This is a genomic window from Pseudomonas sp. Irchel 3H3 (assembly GCF_900187635.1).
Classification (GTDB): domain Bacteria; phylum Pseudomonadota; class Gammaproteobacteria; order Pseudomonadales; family Pseudomonadaceae; genus Aquipseudomonas.
Genome location: NZ_FYEC01000002.1, coordinates 207,955 through 229,059, shown reverse-complemented (window position 1 = coordinate 229,059; position 21,105 = coordinate 207,955). Strand labels below are relative to the sequence as shown.

Genomic DNA, 21,105 nt, shown 5'->3' with positions numbered 1-21,105 from the left:
GCTCTGCTGCTTCGTGTGAATTTTTTATTGCATTGGGTCAGAGTGTTTATACAGTTTTTATTCCCTGGAGCTACATGAATAAGTTGAAAAAAAACGGCGACCCTCGGGTCGCCGTTTTTTTATCTATCAGGCTTTGCGCCAATTCAGAATCATCAGCGTCACCACCCCCGCGACAATCCCCCAGAACGCCGAGCCAATGGAAAACAGCGTCAGCCCCGATGCCGTGACCATGAAGGTGATCAGCGCCGCTTCACGCTCCCGGGTTTCACTCATGGCAATGCTCAGGCCATTGATGATGGAACCGAACAGCGCCAGTGCGGCAATCGACAGCACCAACTCCTTGGGCAAGGCCGCGAACAGCGCCGCCAACGTTGCCCCGAAGACCCCGGCAATGCCGTAGAAAATCCCGCACCAGACCGCCGCGGTGTAGCGCTTGTTGCGATCTTCATGGGCGTGCGGCCCGGTGCAGATCGCCGCGCTGATGGCCGCCAGGTTGATCCCGTGGGAGCCGAACGGCGCCAGCAGCAGCGAGGCAACGCCAGTGGCGGTGATGAGCGGCGAGGCCGGCACGTCATAGCCATCGGCGCGCAGCACCGCGATGCCGGGCATGTTCTGCGAGGTCATGGCCACCACAAACAGCGGGATGCCGATGCTGATGGTCGCGGCGAGGGAAAAGTGCGGGGTGGTCCATACCGGCGTCGCTACTTCGAGGTGGAAGCCGCTGAAGTCCAGCAGGCCCATGAACCCCGACAAGGCCGTGCCGATCAACAGCGCCGCCAGCACCGCATAGCGCGGCGACAGGCGCTTGACCACCAGGTAGGTGAAAAACATCCCCAGGACCAGGCCGGTACGGTGTTGGGCAGCGACGAAGATCTCGCTGCCGATCTTGAACAGGATCCCGGCCAGCAAGGCTGCGGCCAGCGACGCCGGAATGCGTTTCACCAGGCGTTCGAAGCTGCCGGTCATGCCGCAGATCGTTACCAGCACCGCGCAGGTGATGTAGGCCCCAATCGCTTCGCCGTAGCTGACCCCCGACAGGCTGGTGATCAGCAGCGCAGCGCCCGGCGTCGACCAGGCAATGGTAATGGGGGTGCGATAACGCAGGGACAGGCCGATGGAGCACACCGCCATGCCGATCGAGATGGCCCAGATCCACGAGGAAATCTGCCCGCTGGTCAGGCCGGCGGCCTGTCCGGCCTGGAACATCAGCACCAGGGAGCTGGTATAGCCGGTCATCATTGCGATGAAGCCGGCGACAATGGCCGAGGGTGAGGTATCGGCCAGCGGGCGGAGCTGGGTGCGGGTGGCGTCGTTCATGACAGCGCTGTTCCTTGTGTCTTGTAGGCCGCGAGTGAAGCGGGCAGGCGTTTTGCGAGTTCAAGCCTAAACTCAAACGTAACTGATCGTTGCAATACAGCCGGGGGCGTATATGGCCGTACAGTCGTGTTGCCACCTGCAGTTGTGTACAATATGCCGTGTTTTTTACGCGATACTTGCCAGCGACCCACTGTGACGTATTACAGTCACGGTCTCTTCGCCGCAGTTCTCCCGACTCGAGTGCCCATGAACGAACAGTTGCAGCCCCTCAAGAAACAACCGCGAGCAGGCAAAGCCGGCCGCAGCGGAACCCAGGACGATATTGTCTATGCGCATATCTTCGAGGCCATCCTCGAACAGCGCCTGGCGCCCGGTACCAAATTGAGCGAAGAGGCGCTGGGAGAGATTTTCGGGGTCAGCCGCACCATCATTCGCCGCGCCCTGTCGCGTCTGGCCCACGAAGGCGTGGTGCTGTTGCGCCCGAATCGTGGCGCCGTGGTTGCCAGCCCGAGTGTCGACGAAGCGCGCCAGGTGTTCATGGCCCGACGTCTGGTGGAGCGGGCGATTACTGAACTTGCGGTCGAACACGCCAGCGCCGAAGAGCTGAGCGAGTTGCGCCAGATGGTCAACGACGAGCGCGACAGCTTTTCCCGCGGTGACCGGGGTGCGGGTATCCGCCTTTCCGGGGAGTTTCACCTGAAGCTGGCCGAGGCAGCGAAAAACGCGCCATTGATCAGCTTCCAGCGCAGCCTGGTGTCGCAGACTTCGTTGATCATTGCCCAGTACGAAAGCGGTAACCGCTCGCACTGTTCCTACGACGAACACACCCAGTTGATCGATGCCATCGAAGCCCGCGACGCGACGCTGGCGGTGAACCTGATGATGCATCACATGGATCACATCGACAGCAAGCTCAACCTCGACGAAGAAAGCGCCTCGGACGACCTGCACGCGGTGTTCTCCCATCTGCTGCAGACCAAGAAGCCAGGGCGCTCACCCGCCAAGCTCTGATCCGAAATTGTGTCGCGCCAATCGCGGGCAAGCCCGCTCCCACAAGGTCTGTGGTGTACTGGAATTTTGTAATCACCGAAGATCACTGTGGGAGCGGGCTTGCTCCGGGCGGCGTTCCGACGATAGCAATCTGACAGACAAGAAAAATCCCCCAGGCTGCAAAGCGCAGGGGGATTTTTTATGCCTGTGGAAACCTAGCGCTGGTGCACCAGGTTCCCCGCCGCATAAGTCTGCAGCACCGTCCGGTCATCCCCCAGGGTCATCAGCACAAACAGGGTTTCGGCGATGTTGTTCGCCTGTTGCAGGCGGTAGCTGAGCAGCGGTGTGGCGTGATAATCGAGCACCAGGAAGTCGGCGTCGGTGCCCGGTTGCAGGGTCCCGATCCGGTCTTCCAGGCGTAGCGCGCGGGCGCCGCCGAGGGTCGCCAGGTACAGCGACTTGAACGGACTCAGGCGTGCGCCTTGCAGTTGCATGACTTTGTAGGCTTCGTTGAGGGTGTGCAGCAGCGAGAAGCTGGTGCCGGCACCGACGTCGGTACCGAGACCGACGAGGAGGTTGTGTTTCTCGGCCATCGGCAGGTTGAACAGGCCGCTGCCGAGGAAGAAGTTGGAAGTCGGGCAGAACGCCACCGCCGAGCCGGTCTCGGCCAGCCGTGCACATTCGTCGTCACACAGGTGCACGCCATGGGCGAACACCGAGCGCTCACCCAGCAACTGGTAATGGTCGTAGACATCCAGGTAGCCCTTGCGCTCCGGGAACAGTTCCTTGACCCATTCGATCTCCTGCAGGTTTTCACTGATGTGGGTCTGCATGTACAGGTCGGGGTACTCGCTGAGCAACTGGCCGGCGAGGGTCAGTTGCTCCGGGGTGCTGGTCGGCGCAAAGCGTGGGGTCACTGCGTAGTGCAGGCGGCCCTTGCCGTGCCAGCGCTCGATCAGCACCTTGCTTTGCTCGTAGCTGGATTCAGCGGTGTCGGTCAGGTAGTCCGGCGCGTTGCGGTCCATCATCACCTTGCCGGCGATCATCCGCAGGTCGAGTTTTTGCGCCTGCTCGAAGAACGAGTCCACCGATTGCGGGTGCACGCTGCCGAACACCAGGGCAGTGGTGGTGCCGTTGCGCAGCAGTTCCTTGATGAAGATCCCGGCGACTTCTTCGGCGTGGGCCTTGTCGGCGAACTGGCTTTCGCAAGGGAAGGTGTAGGTGTTGAGCCAGTCCAGCAATTGTTCGCCATACGCACCGACCATGCCGGTTTGCGGCAGGTGGATGTGGGTGTCGATGAAGCCAGGGGTAATCAAGGCGTCTTTGTGGTGGACCACTTCAATGTCCGCCGGCAGGCTGGCCAGCAGCTCGCTGGCATGGCCGAGGGCGCTGATCCGGCCGTTTTCGGTGACCAGCAAGCCATCTTCGAAATACTGGTAAGAGGCTTCAATGCCGACCACGGCAGGGTCGGCGATGCTGTGCAGGATGGCGGCGCGATAGGCTTTGCGAGTCGAAGGCATGGGGGTTCTCAGTTCGTGGCTTGACTGCGGCGTGAGGCGGGCAGCAGTTTGGCAATGGGTTCGGCGCGAGCGGTGCCCTGGCCGAAATTCGCGTTATAGGTGGCGATGATTTCGCCGGCGATGGAGATGGCAATTTCCACAGGCAACTTGCCTTTGACTTCGCCGATGCCCATCGGGCAACGCATGCGTTGCACGGTGCTGGTGTCGAATCCGCGATCGCGCAGGCGGTGTTCGAACTTCACGCGCTTGGTCTTCGAGCCGATCAGGCCGAAGTAGGCGAAGTCGTTGCGCTTGAGAATGGCGGCCGTGAGCTCCAGGTCGAGCTGGTGATTGTGGGTCATGACGATGCAGTAGCTGCCCGCCGGCAGGTCGTCGATTTCGTCCACCGGGTCTTCGCTGACGATTTTACGCACGCCATGGGGAATGTGTTCCGGGAACTCAGCATCCCGCGAGTCGATCCAGCGCACCCGGCAGGGCAGGCTGGCGAGCAGGGGCACCAGGGCGCGGCCGACATGACCGGCGCCAAACACGGCGATCTGTGCCTGCACCTGGCCCATGGGTTCGAACAACAGCACGGTGGCGCCGCCACAGCACTGGCCGAGGCTAGCGCCGAGGCTGAAGCGCTCCAGGTGGGTGTCCTGCTTGCCGCTGGACAGCATCTGCCGGGCGATTTGCATCGCCTTGTATTCCAGATGCCCGCCACCGATGGTGTCGTAGGTGTGCGTGGCGCTGATGACCATTTTCGAGCCAGCGTTGCGCGGCGTCGAGCCGAGCTCTTCGATGATGGTCACCAGGACGCAGGCTTCGCCCTGGGATTGCAGGTCGGCGAGGGCGTCGATCCAGTTGTACATGTTCACCTCGACATCTGTGTGTCTGTTAGTCCGCTATCGCGAGCAAGCTCGCTCCCACATTGGATTTGTACCGGTCCATCAGTCAGCACATGACCCTGTGGGAGCGGGCTTGCCCGCGAAGGGCGCGACGCAGTCTCAAAGCGGAGCCAACTCAGACTCAGTTTCGACTGGCTTCACCGCCTTCAACTGGCGCATCTGTTCACAGCCCCACAACACCCGTTCCGGGGTCGCCGGTGCGTCGATCTTTGGTTGGTGCCGGTAGTCGCCCAGGCTCGCCACCGCGTCCTTGATCGCACACCAGGCGGCGATGCCGAGCATGAACGGCGGCTCGCCGACGGCCTTGGAGTGGAACACCGTGTCTTCCGGGTTCTTGCGGTTTTCCACCAGCTTGACCCGCAGGTCCAGCGGCATGTCGGCCACCGCCGGGATCTTGTAGCTGGCCGGGCCGTTGGTCATCAGCTTGCCCTTGTTGTTCCACACCAGCTCTTCCATGGTCAGCCAGCCCATGCCCTGGATGAAACCGCCTTCGACCTGGCCGATGTCGATGGCCGGGTTCAGCGAGGCGCCGACATCATGCAGGATGTCGGTGCGCAGCATTTTGTATTCGCCGGTCAGGGTGTCGATGAGCACTTCGCAGCAGGCCGCACCGAAGGCGAAGTAGTAGAACGGACGGCCGCGGGCCTGGCTGCGGTCGTAGAAGATTTTCGGAGTCTTGTAGAAGCCGGTGCTGGACAGCGAGACCTGGGCGAAATACGCCTGCTGGATCAGCGCTTCGAAGGTCAGGATGTGATCCCGAATCCGCACGTGGCCGTTGTGGAACTCCACGTCGGCTTCACTGACTTCATACTTGCGCGCGGCGAACTCCACGAGGCGCTGCTTGATGATTTCTGCGGCATTCTGCGCCGCCTTGCCATTGAGGTCGGCACCGCTGGAGGCTGCGGTCGGCGAGGTGTTCGGCACCTTGTCGGTGTTGGTCGCGGTGATTTGTACGCGATCGATTTCCACCTGGAACACTTCGGCCACCACCTGCGCGACCTTGATGTTCAGGCCCTGGCCCATCTCGGTGCCGCCATGGTTGAGGTGGATGCTGCCGTCGGTATAGACGTGGATCAGTGCGCCCGCCTGGTTGAGGAAGCTGGCAGTGAAGGAAATGCCGAATTTCACCGGGGTCAGCGCCAGGCCCTTTTTCAGGATCGGGCTGTTGGCGTTGTAGCGGCGGATCGCTTCGCGACGCTCGGCGTACTGGCTGCTTTCTTCCAGTTCCGCGGTCATTTCCTCGAGCATGTTGTGCTCGACGGTCTGGTAGTAGTGGGTGACGTTGCGCTCGGTCTTGCCGTAGTAGTTGGCCTTGCGCACGGCCAGTGGGTCGAGCCCCAGGTGGCGGGCAATGGCGTCCATCACTTCTTCGATGGCGACCATGCCCTGAGGGCCGCCGAAACCACGGTAAGCGGTGTTCGAGGCGGTGTTGGTCTTGCAGCGGTGACCATTGATGGTCGCATCGCCCAGGTAGTACGAGTTATCGGAGTGGAACATCGCCCGGTCGACGATGGAGGCCGACAGGTCCGGCGAGCAACCGCAGTTGCCTGCCAGGTCGAGGGCGATACCGTGCAGGCGTCCGCTGTTGTCGAAGCCGACGTCGTACTCGACGTAGAACGGGTGGCGCTTGCCGGTCATCAGCATGTCTTCGACCCGCGGCAGGCGCATCTTGGTCGGTTGGCCCGTCAGGTGGGCGATCACCGCGCACAGGCACGCCGGGCTGGCGGCCTGGGTTTCCTTGCCGCCGAAACCGCCGCCCATGCGGCGCATGTCGACCACGATCTTGTTCATCGACACGTCCAGCACTTCAGCCACCAGCTTCTGCACTTCGGTGGGGTTCTGGGTCGAGCAGTAGACGATCATGCCGCCGTCTTCAGTCGGCATCACCGAGGAAATCTGGGTTTCCAGGTAGAAGTGTTCCTGGCCGCCAATGTGCAGCGTGCCCTGGATGCGATGCTCGGCGGTGGACAGCGCAGTGGCCGAGTCGCCGCGCTGGTGAGTGTGGCTGTCGAGTACGAAGTGGCGTTTGCGCAGGGCTTCGACCACGTCCAGCACCGGTTCCAGGTCTTCGTATTCGATGATCGCGGCCATGGCGGCCTTGCGCGCGGTTTCCAGGTCTTTCGCCGCGACGGCGAGCACCGGTTGACCGACGAATTGCACGTCATCGATCGCCAGCAGCGGATCGCCCGGCAACAGCGGCCCGATGTCTTTGAGGCCCGGCACGTCTGCATGGGTAATGGCAATGCGCACGCCTTCGAAGGCGTAGCAGGGCTGGGTGTCTATGCTGATGATTTTTGCGTGGGCGCGGTCCGACAGGCGTGCATAGACGTGCAACTGGTTAGGAAACTCCAGCCGGTCATCGATGTACTGGGCTTCACCGGACACGTGTTTGGCGGCGCTGTCGTGCTTGACGCTACGGCCGACCCCGGTGGTCAGGTCCTTGGCGAACAGTTCAGCCAGTTCGGCCTGGGTCTTCTCTACGGCGTGATGATTAGACATAAGCGGTCACCCGGGTCTCGATGTGCGGTGTTTGCAGCTCGATGAAATACTTGCGCAGCAGGTTCTGCGCGCTGAGCAGGCGGTATTCCTTGCTGGCGCGAAAGTCCGAGAGCGGGGTGAAATCTTCGGCCAGGGCCGCGCACGCGGCTTCGACGGTGGCATGGTTCCAGGTCGAACCGAGCAGTGCCGCTTCGCAGCTTTTGGCTCGTTTCGGGGTGGCGGCCATACCGCCGAAGGCGACGCGGGCGTCAGCGATCACGCCGTTGTCGATGCGCAGGTTAAAGGCGGCGCAGACCGCGGAAATATCATCGTCCAGGCGCTTGGACACTTTATAGGCGCGGAACTGCTGCACGGCACTGGCGCGCGGCACAATGATCTTCTCGATGAACTCGCTTTCCTGGCGCGCGGTAACCCGGTAATCGATGAAGTAGTCTTCCAGGGCCAGGGTGCGGCGGGTGTTGCCTTTGCACAGCACGATCTGTGCGCCCAGGGCGATCAGCAGCGGTGGCGAGTCGCCGATGGGCGAGGCATTGCCGATGTTGCCACCCAGGGTGCCCTGGTTGCGGATCTGCAGCGAGGCGAAGCGTTGCAGCAGTTCGCCGAAGTCCGGGTATTGGGCCTTGAGGGCCTCGTAGCAGTCGGAGAGGGCGGTGGCCGCGCCGATTTCCAGGCGATCGGCAAAGTGTTCGATGCGCTTCATTTCGGCGACATTGCCGACGTAGATCATCACTGGCAGGGTGCGGTGGAACTGAGTGACTTCCAGCGCCAGGTCAGTTCCGCCGGCCAACAGCCGGGCTTGCGGATAGGCGTCATAGAGGTCGGCCAGGTCAGCCACGGTCAACGGCACCAGGCAACGTTTGTCGCCGCAGTTGAGTTCACCGATGTCGGTGGGGGCGATGGCCTTCAGGCGGGCGATGGTCTCGGCTTCACGGGCATCGAACTGGTCGGGCTGTTTGCCGCAGCAGGACTGTTCGGCGGCTTCGAGAATCGGCCGGTAGCCGGTGCAGCGGCAGAGGTTGCCGGCGAGGGCTTCATGGGCCTTGTGGGTGTCGGGTTGGTCGCTGTTTTTCTGCAGGGCGAACAACGACATGACAAACCCCGGCGTGCAGAAGCCGCACTGCGAGCCGTGGCATTCGACCATGGCCTTCTGCACGCTGTGCAGTTGGCCTTGATGCTTGAGGTCTTCGACGCTGATCAACTGTTTGCCATGCAGCGAGGAGACAAACGTCAGGCACGAGTTGAGGCTGCGATAGCGAATATGTTCGCGGCCGGCGTCATCACTTTGCAGTTCACCGACCACCACAGTGCACGCGCCACAGTCACCGCTGGCGCAACCTTCTTTGGTGCCGGACTTGCCCAAGTGCTCGCGCAGGTAGTTGAGCACAGTCAGGTTGGGGTCCAGGGCGTGCTCGCTACGGAGTTCCTGGTTGAGTAAAAACTGGATCACGGAAGGCCTCGCAGACTCATTATTGTTGTTAACCGTTATGACCTGAATTTATCAGGTCTGACTTTTCGGTCAATGGTTTTCTGACTTAAAGGTCAGGAAATTACCTTTTGTCGATCAGCAACCTCATGCTTTGAGTATTGACCCTCTGGGCCCAGCTCGCTTTTTGCTTGAATCGTGCCAATTTCCACTGGCCGGGCCCTGCATCATCCACTACCAAGTGCGCTACACTGCGCCGCTTGTACAGATCGAAGAGTTTGAAGGAAAACCATGACGTTCAAGGCGCCGGACAGCCTCGCCGAGCAAATTGCTCAACACCTCGCCGAACGCATCATTCGCGGCGAAATGAAGCCAGGAGAGCGCATCCAGGAACAGAAGGTCACGCTGGCGCTCAATGTCAGCCGCGGTTCGGTCCGTGAAGCCTTGCTGATCCTCGAACGACGCCACCTGATCGCGATCCTGCCGCGACGCGGCGCCCATGTCACCGAGCTCACCGCGCACAAGGTGCAGAGCCTGTGCACCCTGATGAGCGAGCTGTACATCCTGCTGGGCAACGCCGTGGCCAATGGCTGGCGCGTCCAGGCCGACATGGCGCCCTTCGTGCAGATCCAGCAGCGCCTGAACGCCAGCTACGAACGCCAGGACATCCGCACCTTCGTCGACGACAGCTTCAATGTGATGCGCGCCGCGTACCCGTTCGCCGATAACCCCTACCTGCAGGAGACTGTCGAAAATCTGCAGCCGGCCATGAGTCGTGCGTATTTCCTGGCCCTGGAACAACGCAAGGCGGAAATGAGCGAGTTCCTCGAACTGTTCGAACGCCTGCTCGCCGCCGTGCTGGCCCGTGACCTGCCACAGATCCGCATCGTGCTCTCGGCCTACGCCCAGCGCAGTTGCGACCTGGTGCTGTCTGCCTTGCCGGCGGCCTGAGCGTGCGGCTCAAGTGCATCAAACTGGCGGGGTTCAAATCCTTCGTCGACCCGACCACGGTGAACTTCCCCAGTAACATGGCGGCGGTGGTCGGGCCCAATGGCTGCGGCAAGTCGAACATCATCGACGCCGTACGTTGGGTGATGGGCGAGAGCTCGGCGAAGAACCTGCGTGGCGAGTCGATGACCGACGTCATCTTCAATGGCTCCACCAGCCGCAAGCCGGTGAGCCAGGCCAGTATCGAACTGGTATTCGACAACTCCGACGGTACCTTGCTCGGTGAATACGCTGCCTATGCGGAGATTTCGATTCGCCGCAAAGTCACCCGCGACAGCCAGACCACCTATTACCTCAACGGCACCAAGTGCCGGCGCCGCGACATCACCGACATTTTCCTCGGCACTGGCCTGGGTCCGCGCAGTTACTCGATCATCGAACAGGGGATGATCTCCAAGCTGATCGAGTCCAAGCCCGAAGACCTGCGCAACTTCATCGAGGAAGCGGCGGGAATCTCCAAATACAAGGAGCGTCGGCGCGAGACGGAAAACCGGATCCGCCGCACCCACGAAAACCTTGAGCGCCTGACCGACCTGCGCGAAGAGCTGACGCGTCAGCTCGAACGCTTGCACCGCCAGGCGGAGTCCGCCAAGAAGTATCAGGAATACAAAGCCGAGGAGCGTCAGCTCAAGGCCCAGCTGTCGGCGCTGCGTTGGCAGGCCTTGAACGAGCAGGTCGGCCAGCGTGAAGCGATCATCGGTAATCAGGAAGTCAGTTTCGAAGCCCTGGTGGCCGAGCAGCGCAATGCCGATGCGAGCATCGAACGCTTGCGTGACGGCCACCACGATCTCTCCGAACGCTTCAATCTGGTGCAGGGGCGCTTTTATTCGGTTGGCGGCGACATCGCCCGGGTCGAGCAGAGTATCCAGCACGGCCAGCAACGCTTGCGCCAGCTGCAGGACGATCTCAAGGAAGCCGAGCGCGCGCGCCTGGAAACCGAATCCCACCTGGGTCATGACCGCACGCTGCTGCTGACCCTGGGCGAAGAGCTGGACATGCTGACCCCGGAGCAGGAAATCACCAGCGCCGCCGCCGAGGAAGCCGCAGCCGCGCTGGAAGAATCCGAAACCACCATGCATGGCTGGCAGGAGCAGTGGGACGCTTTCAACCTCAGTTCGGCCGAGCCCCGGCGCCAGGCCGAGGTGCAGCAGTCGCGCATTCAGCAGCTGGAAACCAGCGTCGAGCGCTTGGCCGAGCGCCAACGCCGCCTGGCCGAGGAGCGCGACCTGCTCGCGGCGGACCCGGAAGACGCGGCAATCATGGAGCTGGGCGAGCAACTCGCCGCCAGCGAAGCAACCCTCGAGGACTTGCAGGCCAGCGAGCAGGCCCAGGTCGAGCGCCTTGAACAGTTGCGCCAGGAGCTACAGCAGGCCTTGCACAATCAGCAGCAGGCCCAGGGCGACCTGCAACGACTCAATGGTCGCCTGGCGTCGCTGGAAGCCTTGCAGCAAGCCGCGCTCGACCCGGGTACCGGCACGGCGCAATGGTTGCGTGAGCAAGAACTGGCCGAGCACCCGCGCCTGGCCGAGGGCCTGAGCGTGCAGGCGGGCTGGGAGCTGGCGGTGGAAACCGTGCTTGGCGCCGACTTGCAGGCAGTGCTGGTGGATGATTTTGCCGGCCTCGACCTGGCTGGGTTTGCCCAGGGCGATTTGCGCCTGCTCAGCCCGGGCATCGACGGTGTGCGGGTGGTAGGCAGCTTGCTGGACAAGGTCGAGGCGCAGATCGACCTGTCGCCGTGGCTGGGCCAGGTCAAACCGGTGGAAACCCTTGAGCAGGGCTTGGCCTTGCGCGGCCAGTTGGCGGCAGGCGAAAGCCTGATCAGCCGCGACGGCTACTGGATCGGCCGGCACTTTTTGCGCGTGCGTCGCGCCAGCGAAGCCGAAAGCGGGGTGTTGGCCCGTGGCCAGGAAATCCAGGCCCTGGGCCTGGAGCGCGAGGAGCGTGAAGCCACGGTCGAACAGCTTGAAACCACCCTGCAGAACCTGCGCGCCCAGCAGCGGCAACAGGAAAACGGCCGCGAACACCTGCGCCGCCTGCTGCAGGACGAAGCGCGCCAGCAGGGCGAGCTCAAGGCGCAATTGTCCGCGGGCAAGGCCAAGGCCGAGCAGTTGACCTTGCGCCGTACCCGACTCGACGAAGAGTTGGTGGAGCTGGGCGAGCAGCGCGAGCTCGAACATGAGCAGATCGGCGAGTCGCGCCTGCAATTGCAGGGCGCCCTCGACAGCATGGCCCTGGACACCGAGCAGCGCGAGTTGCTGTTGGCCCAGCGCGACAGCCTGCGCGAGCGCCTCGACCGGGTGCGCCAGGAAGCCCGGCAGCACAAGGATCATGCGCACCAGTTGGCGGTGCGCCTGGGTTCACTCAAGGCGCAACACGATTCCACCCGCCAGGCCCTGGAACGCCTGGAGCTGCAGTCCGAGCGCCTGACCGAAAAGCGTGAACAGCTGAGCCTCAACCTGGAGGAGGGTGAGGCGCCGCTGGAAGAGTTGCGGCTCAAGCTCGAAGAGCTGCTCGACAAGCGCATGAGTGTCGATGAAGAACTGCGCACCGCCCAGGTCGCGCTGGAGGAGGCCGACCGTGAGCTGCGCGAGGCCGAGAAGCGGCGCACCCAGGCGGAACAGCAGTCGCAGTTGATCCGCAGCCAGCTCGAGCAGCAGCGCATGGAATGGCAGGCCCTGACCGTGCGCCGCAAAACCCTGCAGGAGCAATTGCTCGAAGACGGCTACGACCTGCACGGCGTGCTCGCGACCCTGGTGGCCGAGGCGAACGAGAACGACGCCGAAGAAGAACTTGAGCGCATCGCCGCACGGATTCAGCGCCTGGGGGCGATCAACCTGGCGGCCATCGACGAATATCAGCAACAGTCCGAGCGTAAACATTATCTCGACGCCCAGGACGCCGACCTGGTGGAAGCCCTCGATACCCTGGAAAACGTCATTCGCAAGATCGACAAGGAAACCCGCAATCGCTTCAAGGACACCTTTGATCAGATCAACGGTGGTTTGCAGGCCTTGTTTCCAAAAGTTTTCGGTGGCGGCAGCGCTTATTTGGAACTGACGGGCGAAGATCTACTCGATACAGGGGTGACAATCATGGCGCGTCCACCCGGGAAGAAGAACAGCACCATCCATTTGCTCTCCGGCGGCGAAAAAGCCCTGACTGCATTGGCCCTGGTATTTGCCATCTTCAAACTCAATCCTGCGCCGTTCTGTATGCTCGATGAAGTTGACGCCCCGCTGGATGACGCTAACGTTGGACGCTACGCAAGACTGGTCAAAGAGATGTCGCAGACGGTGCAGTTCATCTATATCACCCACAACAAGATCGCCATGGAAATGGCCGACCAGTTGATGGGGGTGACGATGCACGAGCCCGGTTGTTCGCGTCTGGTGGCTGTGGATGTCGAGGAGGCGATGGCGATGGTGGACGCCTGACGTCCTGGGTTTAAGCCATATGTTTATGGGAAGTAAGGATTTTTACCGGTACGGATTACTGGCCAATCGACATATTCGCTGAAGCCATTGTGACAGACGGTGTAAAGTTACCTTTGGTCGTGCTAGTTTAATGTCAATTTATCGTGTACGTGGGCAAAACGCCTGTCAGAACATAGAGTTGGCGCCACGTTTTAAAGCGGTTTACAGCTTGTAAACCCCTTATTTTTCAGCATTTTTTATAGAGGCACGGGATTACATGGAAATCGGTCTGCGCGAGTGGCTGATCGTCATCGGCATCATAGTCATTGCCGGTATTCTTTTTGATGGCTGGCGGCGCATGCGCGGCGGCAAGGGCAAACTCAAGTTTCGCCTGGACCGCAGCCTGTCCAATCTGCCGGACGAGGACAGCGGTGCCGAACTGCTGGGCCCGCCGCGGGTGCTCGATAACCACAAAGAGCCGCAACTGGACGAGCACGACCTGCCGTCGGTCAGCATGCCTGCCCGTGAGCCCCGCGAGTCGGGCTCCAAGCGTGGCAAGCGTGGCCACGGCGAGCCGGCGCAAGGCGACTTGAACCTCAATCTGGACCTGGACGGCGGCCCGAGCTTCAGCAGCCGTGACGGCGATTTCCCGGATGAAACCAAGGCCTCGAGCGGGGCGGCGAGCAAGGACCAACCACAAGCCGAAGAAGTGCTGGTGATCAGCGTGATCTGCCGTGATGCCGGTGGCTTCAAGGGCCCGGCGCTGTTGCAGAACATTCTCGAAAGTGGCCTGCGTTTCGGCGAGATGGATATTTTCCACCGCCACGAAAGCATGGCGGGCAACGGCGAAGTCCTGTTCTCCATGGCTAACGCGGTCAAGCCGGGTATTTTTGACCTGGACGACATCGACCACTTCAGCACCCCGGCGGTCAGCTTCTTCCTTGGCCTGCCGGGGCCGCGTCATCCGAAGCAGGCGTTCGATGTAATGGTCGCCGCTGCACGCAAGTTGTCCCAGGAGCTCAATGGCGAGCTCAAGGACGATCAGCGCAGCGTCCTGACGGCACAGACCATCGAACACTACCGTCAGCGCATCGTCGAATTCGAGCGCCGCGCGCTGACCCAGAAGCGCTGAAATTGGCAATGTGTGGGATACCTCCCGCACCTTGCAGGCGCTGAGCCAGCTCAGCGCCTGCAGTGAATTTGTCCGCATCAACAGATTGAGCAGCCTCGGCTGCTCTTTTGCTTTATGAGAGAACACCCATGAACGCCGCCGAAAAACGCATTCTAGAGCTTCGCGCTGAACTGGATCTGCACAACTACCGCTACCACGTGCTGGACGAGCCGAGCATTCCGGACGCCGAGTACGATCGGTTGTTCCATGAGCTCAAGGCGCTGGAGGCGGCCAACCCGCAACTGATCAGCAGCGACTCGCCGACCCAGCGCGTGGGCAGTGCGGCGCTCTCGGCATTTACCCAGGTGCGTCACGAAGTGCCGATGCTGAGCCTGGGCAACGCCTTCGAAGAAACCGATATGCGCGAGTTCGATCGCCGGGTCACCGAAGGCCTGGACTTGCCGGTCGGTGATCTGTTTGGCGGCGGCGCCGAAGTTGAATACAGCTGCGAGCCCAAGCTCGATGGCCTGGCGGTCAGCCTGCTGTATCAGGATGGCCTGCTGGTACGCGGCGCTACCCGCGGCGACGGCACCACGGGGGAAGACATCAGCGTCAATGTGCGCACGGTGCGCAATATTCCCCTCAAACTGCAGGGCAGCGGCTGGCCGGCGACCCTGGAAGTGCGCGGCGAAGTCTATATGTCCAAGGCCGGTTTCGAGCGCCTGAATGCCACGCAACTGGAAGCGGGCGGTAAGACCTTCGCCAACCCGCGCAATGCCGCCGCCGGCAGCTTGCGCCAGTTGGATTCGAAAATCACCGCCAGCCGGCCGCTGGAGTTCTGCTGCTACGGCATCGGCCAGGTGTCGGCGGACATTGCCGACACGCACATCGGCAATCTGCAGCAACTCAAGGCCTGGGGCATGCCGGTCAGTCGTGAACTGAAACTGGCCAAGGGCATCGGCGAATGCCTGGACTACTACCGCGATATCGGTGAGCGGCGCAATGCACTGCCTTACGAGATCGATGGCGTGGTGTTCAAGGTCAACAGCATCGCCGCGCAGCGTGAGCTGGGCTTCCGTGCCCGTGAGCCGCGCTGGGCGATTGCCCATAAATTCCCGGCCATGGAAGAACTCACCGAACTGCTCGACGTGGAATTCCAGGTCGGCCGCACTGGAGCGGTGACGCCGGTGGCGCGCCTCAAGCCGGTGAAAGTGGCGGGTGTGACGGTGTCCAATGCGACGCTGCACAACATGGACGAAGTGGCGCGCCTGGGCCTGATGATCGGCGATACGGTGATCATTCGCCGGGCCGGTGATGTGATCCCGCAGGTGGTCCAGGTGGTCGCCGAGCGGCGTCCGGCCGATGCCCGGCCCGTGCAGATTCCCGAGAGTTGCCCGGTCTGTGGCTCCCACGTCGAGCGCACGCAGTTGATCAAGCGCAGCAAGGGGCGCGAAACCGTCAGCGAGGGCGCGGTGTACCGCTGCGTCGGACGCTTGGCCTGTGGGGCGCAGCTCAAGCAGGCGATCATCCATTTCGTTTCGCGACGGGCCATGGACATTGAAGGCCTGGGCGAAAAAAGCGTCGAGCAGTTGGTCGATGAAGGCCTGGTCAGCTCACCGGCGGACCTGTATGGGCTGACGTTCGAGCAGATCGTCGACCTGGAAGGTTTTGCCGAGCTGTCGAGCAAGAACCTGCTGGCGGCCATTGCCGACAGCAAGCGCCAGAGCCTGGCGCGGTTTATCTATGCGCTGGGCATTCCGGATGTCGGTGAGGAGACCGCCAAGGTCCTGGCGCGCTCGCTGGGCTCGCTGGAGCGCGTGCAGCAGGCATTGCCGCAAGTGCTGACGTACTTGCCGGATGTCGGTCTGGAGGTCGCTCACGAGATCCACAGCTTCTTCGCCGACAACCACAACCAGCAGGTGATCAAGCAGCTATTGGCGCATGGCCTGGAGATCCAGGACCAGGGCGAGTTGGGCGCCGAGTTTGCGGCGAGCACCACCCTCGGTGGCCTGCTCGACAAGTTGCACATTCCTTCGGTCGGTCCGGGCGGGGCGCAGAAGCTGGCCGACAAGTTCGGTTCGCTGCAGGCGGTGATCGACGCGGACTGGCTGGACATGCGCCAGGCTCTGCCGGAGAAGCAGGCCAACGCGGTGCGCGAGTTTTTTGCGATCGAGGACAATCGCCAGCAAGCCCTGGCGGCCGAACAGCAGTTGCGTGACTTCGGCATGCATTGGCAGAGCGAGAAGAAGGTCGTCGAAGGCTTGCCGCTGGCCGGGCAGACCTGGGTGCTCACCGGTTCCCTGGAGCTGATGAGCCGCGACGTCGCCAAGGATAAGCTGGAAAGCCTGGGCGCCAAGGTTGCGGGCTCGGTGTCGGCCAAGACGTTCTGTGTGGTGGCGGGGCCGGGCGCCGGCTCGAAACTGGTCAAGGCCAATGAGTTGGGGCTCAAGGTGTTGGATGAAGAGGCATTCGTCGGGTTCTTGGCTGGGCACGGTATTGCTGTGTGATCCCCTTCGCGGGCCAGTTGCTGTGGGAGCGGGCGCCCGCTTGCGGCTTGCCCGCGATGACGTGCTTGGCGACACCCGAATGCTCGGAGGGAACGATAGTCGCTGCGCCAGGATCTAGACTTGGCCAGCCCCCAGGAAGAGATCGCCATGTACCGTTTCTTCGAGCAGCTCAGTGCGCGGATCGCCGCGCCCTTCATCGGCGACAGTTCACGCAACAGCAAGGTCTGGCCGTGTCGGTGCGGGCAGTCGCTGTTTTTTCGCAACAGCCAGTGCCTGGCCTGTTCCGCAGCCCTGGGCTACCAACCTGAGCAAAGCCGCTTGTCGTCGCTGCAGCCCGGCCCGCAGCCGGACACCTGGCAGTTGGACGCCGACCCTGGGGCTGGGCTGTTCCGTCGCTGCGCCAACCTCGATACCCCGGCAGCCTGCAACTGGCTGCTGCCGGCCGATGATCCGCAGTTGCACTGCATTGCCTGCCGCCTGAACCGGACCATTCCCGACCTGTCCATCGCACAAAATCACGAACACTGGCGCAAGGTGGAGATCGCCAAGCGCCGGCTGGTTGCGCAATTGCTCGACCTCGGGTTACAGGTTATCGACCGGTCCATCGACGAAGAGCGCGGACTGGCCTTCGACTTTGTCAGCATCGATCTCGAAGGCAAGTCGCCGATGACCGGGCACGCCAGCGGCCTGGTCACCCTGGATATCCGCGAGGCTGACGACGCGCACCGCGAACGAGTGCGGGTGCAGATGGGCGAGCCCTACCGCACCCTGTTGGGGCACTTGCGGCATGAGGTCGGACATTATTACTGGGATCGCCTGATAGCCAACGGTCCGTGGCTCGAGGGCTTTCGTCAGGTATTCGGTGATGAGCGCACCAGTTATGCCGAGGCGCTGGAGCGGCATTATCAGCAGGGCGCCCCGGCGGATTGGCAGCAAAGCCACGTCAGTGCCTATGCCACCATGCACCCCTGGGAAGACTGGGCGGAAACCTGGGCGCATTACCTGCACATGATGGACGCGGTGGACACGGCGCTGGGTTTGGGCATGAGCGCTCGGCAGATGGACTTCGACTACCCGGCATTTCCTTGCAGCGTGCTCTATGACCCGCAGCACCCTGGCGGCGCGGCGTTCCTGTCGTTCGTCAATGCCTGGATCGAACTGGCAGGCATGCTCAACGAACTCTCGCGCAGCATGGGCCAGCCGGACTTCTATCCCTTCGTCCTGCCGTCAGCGGTCATCGGCAAACTGCATTTCATTCACCTGGTGATCCAGCAAGAGGGCGGCCGCGCCGACCGGGCAGTGCAGAGCCTGTAGCCCGCGTTACAGGGGTACGCGCAATTCCCGTAGCAGCTGCCGAGCCCGCGAGGCTGCGTTCGGCCGCGCAGCGGCCGCCATGCGCTGAATCAGGTCCGTCAAGTGAGCAGGGGCGACGACGGCTAAGCCGCCGAACGCAGGCTGCGCCAGCGGATACACGTCCTGATCTTGCAGGGCTATCGCATGTCATTGAAGCGGCTCATTTTTTTTAATCCGCGGGAACGGTTGTAACTTCGTCTCAGATAGGTACAATGGCGCGGCTCGCCGACTGGTGAGTGTCGTTATGGTGACCCCATCGGTCCCCCCGCAACGATTACCCGTGAACCTGGTCAGATCCGGAAGGAAGCAGCCACAGCGGGAACATTGTGTGCCGGGGTGTGGCTGGTGGGGTTACCACCTATCTCTAAGTCCTTGATTTTACAAGGATTTCTCAGTAAAAAATCTCGAAGTGTGACAGCGTTTAGGTACACCAAAGTGGTGCACTGTGCTTCGCATTCTAGCTTGCTGCAACACTCACTCCAAGTTTCACTCTCGTCGGCGTGCTCCCAGCAATTTGCTCGTCCTGCCTTCCGTGGATCTTCTTTGTCAGACAAAACGTGATTTGCAATTGCCAGTATTGTGGGCTGCCACTACGATGAGGCAACTGAGCAAGGAGCGAGACATGGAATTCGTAGAGCGATTGAACGCGTTGTCCGCCAAAATCCGACAACAGGGTCCGGCAATCCAAACTGAAGAGGCGACCAAGATCGCCTTTGTGATGCCCTTCATAAACTCCGTCCTGGGCTACGATGTCTTCGACCCCTCTGAGGTCACCCCTGAGTACGTCTGCGACGTGGGTACGAAGAAGGGCGAGAGGATTGACTACGCCATTATGAAGAATGGCGAGATCCAGATTCTCATCGAGTGCAAGAAGATCGGCGAACCGCTGCACATCAATCACGCGAGCCAGCTTTTCCGGTATTTCCATGTCACCAGCGCCCGTATCTCGATCCTCACCAATGGTCAGGTGTACCGGTTTTTCACTGATCTAGATGCTCCGAACAAAATGGACGAGAAGCCGTTTCTGGAGCTAGATCTGCTGGACCTTGATGAGCACGTGCTCCCTGAGCTCCAGAAGCTGACCAAGTCGGCGTTTGATGTGGATTCAATTATCAGTGCTGCTGGTGAGCTGAAGTACGTCAGTCAGATAAAGAAAGAAATAGCTTCCCAGTTCAGCCAGCCGAACGATGACTTTGTGAAGTTTTTCGCGACTCGCGTCTACGATGGAATCATTACGCAGAAGGTTCGAGATCAATTCGCCATCTTGACTCGGAAGGCTCTTGTTCAGTTTCTTGGAGATCAAATTAATGATCGTCTCAAGTCGGCCATGAGCGGTGCTATTCAGCCTTCTTACGCACTATCTGTCGTGGAGACCAGTGTGGCAGCCGAGTCGGCTGAAGAGTCTGGCGAGGATTTGGTCCAAACGACGCTTGATGAGCTGGAAGGCTTTCATATCGTGAAGGCTATCGTTAGGGCGGTAGTTGACGCGAAACGGATTGTTCACCGGGATACGCAAAGCTATTTCGGTATTCTGCTCGATGACAACAATCGTAAACCAATATGCCGACTTCACTTTAATCGTAGTCAGAAGTACATCGGCATTTTCGATCACGAGAAGAGCGAGACGCGGCATCCCATAGCTTCCGTGGATGACATCTATGGGTTTGCAGAGCAACTGATGGCGACGGTCTCTGTGTACGAGTAGGTCGTGTCGTTGCAAGGCACCGACTTCTTGGTAAGCAGTCGGTGCATTTAGTGCAAGGCCTTCACTATTCTTCAAATGGTGCTGTCGTAAGTTGGTAGCTGTGATTAATTGGAACGGCTTCTAAAAGTTCGGCGTGCGGATAATGTTGTCTAACCCTTTTCGAGAGTTCAAGTTTCTGTTCTTTGGGCATTCGGCAACCAAAGATTACGCCGGTAAGCTCTCTGGCATCAAATGGAAGGTCCTCGTACGGCGCATCTTTGTTTCGGCCATCGCCAGAGCAGATGCGCCACTCTCGCTCATGACTCCAGGCCTCGGATTTGGTGTAAATAAGCGAGTTGAAAATTTCATTTGGATTAGTCGTGGCGAAGCCAGAAATAATATCAGAGAATTTTTCTTCGTCGTATAGCATAGGCATCTCGGCTCTGTAATCAATTTGCCTTGCTATGCGGCAGGGGCTCTCCGTGCCTTCAGAATCTTCGAATCGAAGAACGGCGCCCTTGTTGCTGTCAGCGTAATATGCCCACATTAACTGGTTTAATGGGGAGTCCGTCAGGCACAGAATTTTGACAGTTGATAGAAGCTGCCTGGTTTCCTGGTGTGCTTTCGCAATGTTCTCGTCAAGTTTGGCGAAAGACTCACGCACACCTTCGCTCATGTGTTCAGCGAAAATTTCTTTTTTTACACCTTTGTAATGCTCTTGCAGTAGTTGTTGGTATTCGAACCAAGGATTGTCTTTGCTGCATTCCACAATTCCAGTAAACAGCTTCCATAATTTCTCAATGGAGCTTTCGAGTGCTTTGCTTCTATCAAAGTCGATTCGTAGGTCAAACTGGATGTCATATGGGTCGTTGAGAGTCGCAGGGGTTGACCACCGCAGTGTTTGGTTTTTTAGAACAATATCTGCAGTGCTGTAAGGCATGTACTTGAAGAGCGCTTGTGGCATGACGTGTTCCTTGCTGCGCGTAGAGTTCTTGGTGTGATTGTTGCTGGATTTGGAAAGTGGGGTTATGCGTTCTGCTCGTAGAATCACTTCCAACCATTTGCGAATGTTGGGGGTTCCGCAAAAGGCTACGCTTCGCTCGAGGTGGGGCGGTGTTAAGAGCCATCGCTGTGCCAAGTTCCAGCGTGGAGATACGATTCCAAAATATCACGTGGAAAAGCCGCCCGAAGGCGGCTAGGATCTAACGGACTCGATGCCTGATGTGATTGCATCCGCATTCGCATCCAGGGTCGCAAGGGCAACCATTGCGTTCTCGTAGATGTCAGTGGACCCTCGTTGTCTAACCCATAGTGCTAGCTCTTCGATGGCTGCTCTGAGAGCGTGCTGGTTCAACCAGAGCAATTCGAGCGTGTCTGCGGTGATGCTAGGTTT

The 21,105-nt window shown here is 60.5% G+C and carries 13 protein-coding genes and 1 other RNA gene; 8 read left to right on the top strand and 6 right to left on the bottom strand.

Going from position 1 to position 21,105, the window contains the following annotated elements; translation table 11 throughout:
- Positions 1 to 126: 126 nt before the first annotated feature.
- Entirely contained in the window at positions 127 to 1,317 is a 1,191-nt protein-coding gene (locus CKW24_RS03985; protein WP_095165439.1) for a benzoate/H(+) symporter BenE family transporter, read from the bottom strand.
- A gap of 246 nt (positions 1,318 to 1,563) precedes the next feature.
- Between CKW24_RS03985 and CKW24_RS03980 the strand changes: the two genes are divergently transcribed.
- Positions 1,564 to 2,328, top strand: coding sequence for a GntR family transcriptional regulator (locus CKW24_RS03980; protein WP_095165437.1), 765 nt, complete (start codon positions 1,564 to 1,566; stop codon positions 2,326 to 2,328).
- A 194-nt stretch (positions 2,329 to 2,522) separates the two neighbouring features.
- Here CKW24_RS03980 and guaD read toward each other — a convergent pair whose 3' ends face one another.
- From guaD to xdhA, 4 genes are all read right to left on the bottom strand, one after another.
- Entirely contained in the window at positions 2,523 to 3,827 is a 1,305-nt protein-coding gene (gene guaD / locus CKW24_RS03975; protein WP_095165436.1) for a guanine deaminase, read from the bottom strand.
- Positions 3,828 to 3,835: 8 nt separating this feature from the next.
- On the bottom strand, positions 3,836 to 4,678 hold the full coding sequence (xdhC, locus tag CKW24_RS03970; protein ID WP_095165434.1) for a xanthine dehydrogenase accessory protein XdhC: 843 nt from the start codon (positions 4,676 to 4,678) through the stop codon (positions 3,836 to 3,838).
- Between the two features lie 135 nt (positions 4,679 to 4,813).
- A complete protein-coding gene (gene xdhB, locus CKW24_RS03965) occupies positions 4,814 to 7,213 on the bottom strand; it encodes a xanthine dehydrogenase molybdopterin binding subunit (RefSeq protein ID WP_095165432.1) in 2,400 nt (799 codons plus the stop codon).
- Entirely contained in the window at positions 7,206 to 8,660 is a 1,455-nt protein-coding gene (gene xdhA, locus CKW24_RS03960; protein ID WP_095165431.1) for a xanthine dehydrogenase small subunit, read from the bottom strand. The genes xdhB and xdhA overlap by 8 nt, the downstream gene beginning before the upstream one ends.
- A gap of 267 nt (positions 8,661 to 8,927) precedes the next feature.
- On the opposite strand from xdhA, the gene CKW24_RS03955 reads away from it, so the two are divergent.
- The 7 genes from CKW24_RS03955 to CKW24_RS03925 all read left to right on the top strand — a co-directional run bounded on the left by CKW24_RS03955 (position 8,928) and on the right by CKW24_RS03925 (position 19,733).
- Positions 8,928 to 9,587 (top strand): GntR family transcriptional regulator, encoded by a 660-nt coding sequence (locus CKW24_RS03955; RefSeq protein ID WP_095165429.1) that lies wholly within the window; start codon positions 8,928 to 8,930, stop codon positions 9,585 to 9,587.
- 2 nt (positions 9,588 to 9,589) lie between these two features.
- Entirely contained in the window at positions 9,590 to 13,078 is a 3,489-nt protein-coding gene (gene smc / locus CKW24_RS03950; RefSeq protein ID WP_095165427.1) for a chromosome segregation protein SMC, read from the top strand.
- Positions 13,079 to 13,334: 256 nt separating this feature from the next.
- Positions 13,335 to 14,189 (top strand): cell division protein ZipA, encoded by an 855-nt coding sequence (gene zipA / locus CKW24_RS03945; protein ID WP_095165425.1) that lies wholly within the window; start codon positions 13,335 to 13,337, stop codon positions 14,187 to 14,189.
- A gap of 128 nt (positions 14,190 to 14,317) precedes the next feature.
- Positions 14,318 to 16,675 (top strand): NAD-dependent DNA ligase LigA, encoded by a 2,358-nt coding sequence (ligA, locus tag CKW24_RS03940; RefSeq protein WP_095165423.1) that lies wholly within the window; start codon positions 14,318 to 14,320, stop codon positions 16,673 to 16,675.
- Between the two features lie 147 nt (positions 16,676 to 16,822).
- Entirely contained in the window at positions 16,823 to 17,989 is a 1,167-nt protein-coding gene (locus tag CKW24_RS03935; protein ID WP_095165643.1) for a putative zinc-binding metallopeptidase, read from the top strand.
- A gap of 293 nt (positions 17,990 to 18,282) precedes the next feature.
- Positions 18,283 to 18,379: signal recognition particle sRNA small type (gene ffs, locus CKW24_RS03930), an RNA gene on the top strand.
- 271 nt (positions 18,380 to 18,650) lie between these two features.
- Positions 18,651 to 19,733 (top strand): type I restriction endonuclease, encoded by a 1,083-nt coding sequence (locus CKW24_RS03925; protein WP_095165421.1) that lies wholly within the window; start codon positions 18,651 to 18,653, stop codon positions 19,731 to 19,733.
- Between the two features lie 64 nt (positions 19,734 to 19,797).
- Here CKW24_RS03925 and CKW24_RS03920 read toward each other — a convergent pair whose 3' ends face one another.
- Complete coding sequence (locus CKW24_RS03920) at positions 19,798 to 20,676, bottom strand: DUF2971 domain-containing protein (protein ID WP_095165419.1); 879 nt, start codon at positions 20,674 to 20,676, stop codon at positions 19,798 to 19,800.
- Positions 20,677 to 21,105 lie beyond the last annotated feature (429 nt).

Bases quoted from the DNA above. Each gene is read 5' to 3' on its own strand.
- ligA (WP_095165423.1), top strand. From the start codon at position 14,318: ATGAACGCCGCCGAAAAACGCATTCTAGAGCTTCGCGCTGAACTGGAT.
- xdhB (WP_095165432.1), bottom strand. From the start codon at position 7,213: ATGTCTAATCATCACGCCGTAGAGAAGACCCAGGCCGAACTGGCTGAA.
- CKW24_RS03985 (WP_095165439.1), bottom strand. From the start codon at position 1,317: ATGAACGACGCCACCCGCACCCAGCTCCGCCCGCTGGCCGATACCTCA.
- CKW24_RS03920 (WP_095165419.1), bottom strand. From the start codon at position 20,676: ATGCCACAAGCGCTCTTCAAGTACATGCCTTACAGCACTGCAGATATT.
- CKW24_RS03925 (WP_095165421.1), top strand. From the start codon at position 18,651: ATGGAATTCGTAGAGCGATTGAACGCGTTGTCCGCCAAAATCCGACAA.
- CKW24_RS03935 (WP_095165643.1), top strand. From the start codon at position 16,823: ATGTACCGTTTCTTCGAGCAGCTCAGTGCGCGGATCGCCGCGCCCTTC.
- guaD (WP_095165436.1), bottom strand. From the start codon at position 3,827: ATGCCTTCGACTCGCAAAGCCTATCGCGCCGCCATCCTGCACAGCATC.
- zipA (WP_095165425.1), top strand. From the start codon at position 13,335: ATGGAAATCGGTCTGCGCGAGTGGCTGATCGTCATCGGCATCATAGTC.
- CKW24_RS03980 (WP_095165437.1), top strand. From the start codon at position 1,564: ATGAACGAACAGTTGCAGCCCCTCAAGAAACAACCGCGAGCAGGCAAA.
- xdhC (WP_095165434.1), bottom strand. From the start codon at position 4,678: ATGTACAACTGGATCGACGCCCTCGCCGACCTGCAATCCCAGGGCGAA.
- CKW24_RS03955 (WP_095165429.1), top strand. From the start codon at position 8,928: ATGACGTTCAAGGCGCCGGACAGCCTCGCCGAGCAAATTGCTCAACAC.